This window comes from Nakamurella sp., from assembly GCF_048594475.1.
GTDB lineage: Bacteria > Actinomycetota > Actinomycetes > Mycobacteriales > Nakamurellaceae > Nakamurella.
The window spans coordinates 1-6,292 of record NZ_JBMDXT010000378.1 but is presented as its reverse complement, the minus strand read 5'-3'; the positions used below and the strand labels follow the sequence as shown (position 1 = coordinate 6,292).

Genomic DNA, 6,292 nt, shown 5'->3' with positions numbered 1-6,292 from the left:
CGCGATCCGGGAGGCCGGCCAGATCCTGGTCGACGCCGGGGCCGTCGGCCCCGAGTACATCGACGCGATGTTCGAGCGGGAGAAGTCGGTCTCCACCTACATGGGCAACTTCCTGGCCATCCCGCACGGCACCAACGAGGCCAAAGACTCGATCAAGGCCTCCGCCCTGTCCGTCATCCGCTACGAGAATCCCATCGACTGGGACGGCAACGAGGTCCGCTTCGTCATCGGCATCGCCGGCTACGAGGGTGGCCACCTGGAGATCCTGGGCAAGGTGGCGATCATCTTCTCCGACATGGACGAGGTCGACAAGCTGGTCGCGGCCGGCTCCGCGCAGGAACTCTACGACCTGCTCAACGCGGTGAACGAGGACTGAGATGGCTCCCACCGCAGTCCATTTCGGAGCCGGGAACATCGGACGGGGGTTCGTCGGGCTGATCCTGCACCGGGCCGGCTACGAGGTCGTCTTCGCCGACGTGGCCGACGCGCTGATCGGCGCCCTGCAGACCACGCCCAGCTACCGGGTCAACGCCGTCGGGCTGGACTCGAGCACCGAGACCGTCGACAACTACCGGGCCGTCAACAGCCGGGAGCACGAGGCGGCGCTGGTCCGGGAGATCGCGGCCGCCGACATCGTGACGACCGCCGTCGGGCCCACCGTCCTCAAGTTCGTCGCTCCCACCATCGCCGCCGCGCTCAAGGCCCGGCCGGCCGATGCGCCGCCGCTGGCCGTGATGGCCTGCGAGAACGCGATCAACGCCACCGACGTGCTGGCCGGCCACATCCGGGAGCACTGCTCGGCCGACGAGTGGGCCGAGCTGGCGGCCAAGGCGATCTTCGCCAACACCGCCGTCGACCGCATCGTGCCGGCGCAGGCCGACGGTCAGGGGCTGGACGTGACCGTCGAGACCTACTTCGAGTGGGCCATCGAGTCGCCGCCATTCGGCGATCGCGCGCCGTCCATTCCCGACGCCACCTGGGTGCCCGACCTGGCCCCGTACATCGAGCGGAAGCTCTTCACCGTCAACACCGGCCACGCCACGACCGCCTATCACGGCAAGCTCCGCGGCATCAGCAAGCTCTCCGACGCGCTGTCCGACGACCAGGTCAGGGCCGCCGTCGAGGGCGTGCTGGGCGAGACCAAGGCGTTGCTGGTGGCCAAGCACGAGTTCGACGACGCCGCGCAGCAGGCCTACGTCGACAAGATCCTGCAGCGCTTCGCCAACCCGCACCTGCCCGACACCACCGAGCGGGTCGGGCGGCAGCCGCTGCGCAAGCTGTCCCGCAACGAACGGCTGATCGGGCCGGCCGCCGAACTGGCCGAACAGGGGCTCGGCACGGACCACCTGCTGGCCACGGTGGACGCCGCGCTGGCCTTCGACGTCCCCGAGGACCCGGAGAGCGCCGAGCTGCAGGAGCTGCTGCGGTCGGTGCCGCCGGCCGAGGCGGCCGAGAAGGTCACCGGGCTGACCCCGGACCATCCGCTGTACCCCGCGGTGCTGGCCGCGTTCGAACGGCGCAGCCACCGTAAGATCTGAGCCGCTCGGATCTGTCGGGCGACCGGTCCGCGGCGCAGTGGTCGAACGAGAGCAGAATTCGAGGTCGAGAATCCATATGACCGCGCACCGTCCCGAACGGGGCCGACGCCGTCTTGCCGTCATGACCAGCGGCGGTGACGCGCAGGGCATGAACCCGGCGGTCCGCGCCGTGGTCCGCACCGCCCTGCACTACGACGCCGACATCTACGCCATCTACGAGGGCTACCGCGGCCTGATCGAGGGCGGCGACCGGATCCGGCCGGCCACGTTCGACGACGTCAGCGGCATCCTCAACCGGGGTGGCACGGTCATCGGCACCGCTCGCTCGCTCGAGTTCCGGGAGCGGTCCGGCCGGCTCAAGGCCGTGCGGAACCTGATCGAGAAGGGCATCGACCGGCTCATCGTCATCGGCGGCGACGGCAGCCTGTCCGGCGCCGACCTGCTGCGGCGGGAGTGGTCGTCGCTGGTCGCCGAGCTGCTGGCGGACGGCGCCATCGACCAGGAGACGGCCGACCGGCACCCGGCGCTGATGATCGCCGGGCTGGTCGGTTCGATCGACAACGACATGATCGGCACCGACATGACGATCGGGGCCGACTCGGCCCTGCACCGCATCGTCGAGGCGATCGACTCGATCTCCAGCACCGCGGCGAGCCACCAGCGCAGCTTCATCGTCGAGGTGATGGGCCGGCACTGCGGCTACCTGGCGCTGATGAGCGCCATCGCCGGCGGCGCCGATTACGTCTTCATCCCCGAGAACCCGCCGGACCCCGGCTGGGAGTCCCACCTGTGCGAGCAGATCAGCAACGTGCGGGCCTCCGGCCGGCGCAACAGCATCGTGGTGGTCGCCGAGGGCGCGCAGGACAGCGAGCACACGCCGATCAACAGCGACTACATCCGGCAGGTGCTGGAGGACCGGCTCGGTGAGGACACCCGGGTGACGATCCTGGGCCACGTCCAGCGCGGCGGTGCCCCGAGCGCCTTCGACCGGTCCATGAGCTCCCAGCAGGGCTTCGCGGCCGTCGAGGAGGTGCTGTCGGCGACGGCGGACACCGTGCCGTCCATCATCGGCGTGCATCACAACCGCGTCGGCAAGGCCCCGCTGATGGAGAGCGTGGCCAAGACGCACGAGCTGGCCAGCCTGATCGCGGCCAAGGACTACGACACCGCGCTGACCCTGCGCGGCGACAGCTACACCGAGCTGGCGCACGTGTTCCACTCGATCTCGCACGCCCTGCCCGGGGTGAGGATGACCAGCGCCAAGTCGGCCCGGATCGCCGTGCTCAACGTCGGCGGCCTGGCGCCGGGCATGAACGCGGCCGCCCGGGTGGCCATCCGGCTCGGCCTGCACCGCGGCCACACCGTGCTCGGCGTCAAGAACAGCTTCGCCGGGCTCGTCGAGGGCGACGTGCAGGAGATGCAGTGGGGTGAGGTCGAGGGCTGGAGCAGCCGGGGCGGCGCCGAGCTCGGCATCAGCCGCAAGGTGCCGACGGTCAAGGATCTGTACGCCATCGGCCGCGGGCTGGAGACGCACGGCATCGACGGCCTGGTCATCATCGGCGGTTGGGACGCGTTCGAGTCCGCCCACACGATGTGGCGCGAACGCGACCGGTACGAGGCGTTCAAGATCCCGACGATCTGCCTGCCGGCCAGCATCGACAACAACCTGCCGTTCTCCGAGCTGTCGGTCGGCGCGGACAGCGCGTTGAACCTCATCGTCGACTCGATCGACCGCGTCCGGCAGGCCGGCGCGGCCCAGCGGCGCGCGTTCGTGGTCGAGACGATGGGTGGCACCTGCGGCTACCTGGCCCTGCTCGCCGGCCTCTCCGGCGGGGCCGTCCGGGTCTACCTGCACGAGGAGGGCATCACCCTCAAGGACCTCTCGGTCGACGTGGAGCGGATGGTCGACAGCTTCCGGGCCGGCCAGCGGCTGTTCATGGTCGTGGCCAACGAGAAGGCCAGCCAGATGTACACCAGCGACTTCCTGTGCCGGCTGTTCGAGCAGGAGAGCCAGGGCCTGTTCGACGCCCGCAAGGTGGTCCTGGGGCAGACCCAGCAGGGCGGAACGCCGTCGCCGTTCGACCGGATCCTGGGCACCCGGCTGGCCGCCCACGCCATGGACTGGATCAGCAACGAGATCGACCGCAAGCGGGCCGACAGCGCCGTGATCGGCTACACCAAGGGCACCGTCAAGGTGACCTCGATGCGGCAGGCCGAGGAACTGGCCGACTGGGAGAACCGGCGGCCGCTGACGGAGTGGTGGATGCAGCTGCGGCCGATCCTGGACGTGCTGGCCCAGCGGCTCCCGGTGGAGAAGGCCCGCACCTTCGACTGAGCGACCGACCGGCACCGTCGGACCGGCGGACTACCCTTCGCGGCATGGTGATGCTGGGTGTGCATGTCGGGGCGCGCGAGGACGACGGTGACCCGGTCGCCGAGGCGGCGGCCTCGGGGGCGGACGGCGTCCAGGTGTTCCTGGCCGACCCGCAGGGCTGGAAGACGCCCAAGCCGCACCCGCACGCCGAGGCGATGCGGGCGGCCGGCCTGACCGTCTTCGTGCACGCCCCGTACATCGTCAACGTGGCGACCACCAACAACCGCATCCGGATCCCCAGCCGCAAGCTGCTGACCGCGCACGCGGCGGCGGCCGCGGCGACGGGGGCCGCCGGGCTGATCGTGCACGGCGGCCACGTGCTGGCCAAGGACGATCCGGCGGTCGGGTTCGCCAACTGGCGCAAGGTGTTCGAACGCCAGGCGGAGGAGGGCGGGTTCCCGTTGCCGGTGCTGATCGAGAACACCGCCGGCGGGGACCGGGCGATGGCCAGGACCCTGGAGGAGATCGGCCGGCTGTGGGAGGCGGTCGGGGAATTCGGGGCCGGCTTCGTCCTCGACACCTGCCACGGCTGGGCCGCGGGCCTGGACCCGGGCACCGTCGTCGACGACGTCAAGGCCATCACCGGACGCATCGACCTGGTGCACTGCAACAACTCCAGGGACGAGTTCGGCTCGGCCCGGGACCGGCACGCCTCGGTGCTGGACGGTCAGATCCCGCCCGACGCGCTGGCCGACGTGCTCCGGGCGGCCGGCGCCCCGGCCATCCTGGAGACCCCGGGCGGCCCCGAGCAGCGCGCGCCCGAGATCGAGTTCCTCCGCTCGCGGATCTGACCCGGCTCCCTCCGACCCCGAACGCGTGACCGCCCCGGCGCCGGAGGGGAACGGCGTCGGGGCGGTCGACGGGGCGGAGCGCGAGCGCTCACTATCTGGGCACCTCGGCGGCGGCCGCCGCGTCGGTGAGTGCACCGGGAGGGAACAGCGGGCTGGGCGCAGCGGATGCTCAGCGGGCCGGGAACTCGGCCCGGATCTCGTCCTCGAGCTCGTGGGTGCGGCGGATGAGGTGGTGACCGACCAGGACCCCGTGCGGGTCGAGCGCCGACTTCAGGGCCACCAACCGGCCGAAGGCCACCGCGTCGAAGCCGGTGGCCGGCTCGGTCGGGTTCTCCTGGAAGTTCAGGTAGGTCCGGCCGCGGCCGAACGGGGCCAGGGCGGACGCGAAGGCCGCGGTGTCCCGCCGGCCCGCCTCGGCCAGCTCCGGCGAGGCGGCGATCGCTCCCGCGAAGGCCAGGAAGGCGCCGGGCAGGGCGGCCAGGGCCCCGCCGCCGGGCGCCGGCCGCCCCAGCGCGCCGCCCAGCTGCCGCAGCTCGTGCACGAGCACCGAGGACGTGGACAGGGCGTGGTCGAGGAAGGCGTGCACGGCCGCCTCCGGCATCGTGTCGAGGACCGCCGAGTCCGAGACCGCCGGGCTCGGCCCCTCCGGGTCCATGTGCAATGCGGTGAGCGTCTGCACCGGGACGCGGGCGAACGTGTCGACCTCCGGCTGCAGGTCGCGCAGCGGGGCGAGGATGTCCGCGCTCCGGTCGTCGTCGCCCAGCACCGCGCCGTCGATGACCACCAGGTGCCGCCCGCGGAAGGGCTCGGGGATGACCGGCAGCGGGGGCAGGCGCAGCACCCGGAACGAGGTGGTCACCTCGTCGGGGGCCGTCCCGGCCCAGTCCAGCCAGCGGCGCAGCACCGGTTCGGCCAGCGCGGCGTCCCAGACGAGCATGCCGGCGTACGCGCTGGCGAACGGGAACAGCCGGAACTCCAGCTCGGTGACGATGCCGAAGTTGCCGGACCCCCCGCGCAGCGCCCAGAACAGCTCGGCGTGGTGCTCGGCGTCGGCCCGGACGATGTCCCCGGCGGCGGTGACGACCTCGAGTCCGGTGATGCTGCTGGCCGCCAGACCCAGGGCGCGGGCGTACCACCCGATGCCGCCGCCCAGGCTGTATCCGGCGACACCGACGTCGGGCGACGATCCGTGCAGGGTGGCCAGGCCGTGGGCGGCGGCGGCCCGGACGACCGGTTCCCACAGGGCGCCGCCACCGACCCGGGCGAGCTGCCGGACCGGGTCGATGTGGACCGAGTTCAGAGCGCCGGTCCGCACGAGCACCACGTCGTCGAGACGGCCCAGCGGACCGGCGTTGTGCCCGGTGCTCTGCGGCGCGACCCGCAGGCCGGCGGCCGCGGCGGCCCGGACGATGCGCGCCGCCTGCCGGGCGTCGGCCGGCATCGCGACCGCGGCGGGTCGCTGATCGACGGCCAGGTTCCAGGCCGCGCGGGCGGCGTCGTACCCGGGGTCCCCGGGCAGGTGGACGGGTCCGGCGCCCAGCCCGCGCAGCGCGTGGGCGGCCGGGGTCGGAGCCGTCGGACCCCCCGGG

General features: G+C 72.3%; 5 protein-coding genes. 4 read left to right on the top strand and 1 reads right to left on the bottom strand.

The features are described 5' to 3' along the window. From ACOJUF_RS16975 to ACOJUF_RS16960, 4 genes are all read left to right on the top strand, one after another. A partial coding sequence (locus ACOJUF_RS16975) for a PTS sugar transporter subunit IIA (RefSeq protein WP_420123004.1) occupies window positions 1-376 on the top strand: 376 nt, incomplete at its 5' end. Window position 377: 1 nt separating this feature from the next. Further along, window positions 378-1,538 carry a mannitol-1-phosphate 5-dehydrogenase gene (locus ACOJUF_RS16970; protein WP_420123003.1) on the top strand — a complete coding sequence of 387 codons (1,161 nt, stop codon included), beginning with the start codon at window positions 378-380 and terminating at the stop codon, window positions 1,536-1,538. A 70-nt stretch (window positions 1,539-1,608) separates the two neighbouring features. Continuing rightward, entirely contained in the window at window positions 1,609-3,873 is a 2,265-nt protein-coding gene (locus ACOJUF_RS16965; protein WP_420123005.1) for a 6-phosphofructokinase, read from the top strand. Between the two features lie 44 nt (window positions 3,874-3,917). Further along, the gene (locus ACOJUF_RS16960) at window positions 3,918-4,703 is read left to right on the top strand and encodes a deoxyribonuclease IV (protein WP_420123002.1); all 786 of its coding nucleotides are present in this window, start codon (window positions 3,918-3,920) and stop codon (window positions 4,701-4,703) included. A gap of 169 nt (window positions 4,704-4,872) precedes the next feature. Here ACOJUF_RS16960 and ACOJUF_RS16955 read toward each other — a convergent pair. After that, a partial coding sequence (locus ACOJUF_RS16955; protein WP_420123001.1) for an FAD-binding oxidoreductase occupies window positions 4,873-6,292 on the bottom strand: 1,420 nt, incomplete at its 5' end.

Coding starts and splice junctions, on each gene's coding strand:
- ACOJUF_RS16960 (WP_420123002.1), top strand. CDS start 3,918: ATGGTGATGCTGGGTGTGCATGTCGGGGCGCGCGAGGACGACGGTGAC.
- ACOJUF_RS16970 (WP_420123003.1), top strand. CDS start 378: ATGGCTCCCACCGCAGTCCATTTCGGAGCCGGGAACATCGGACGGGGG.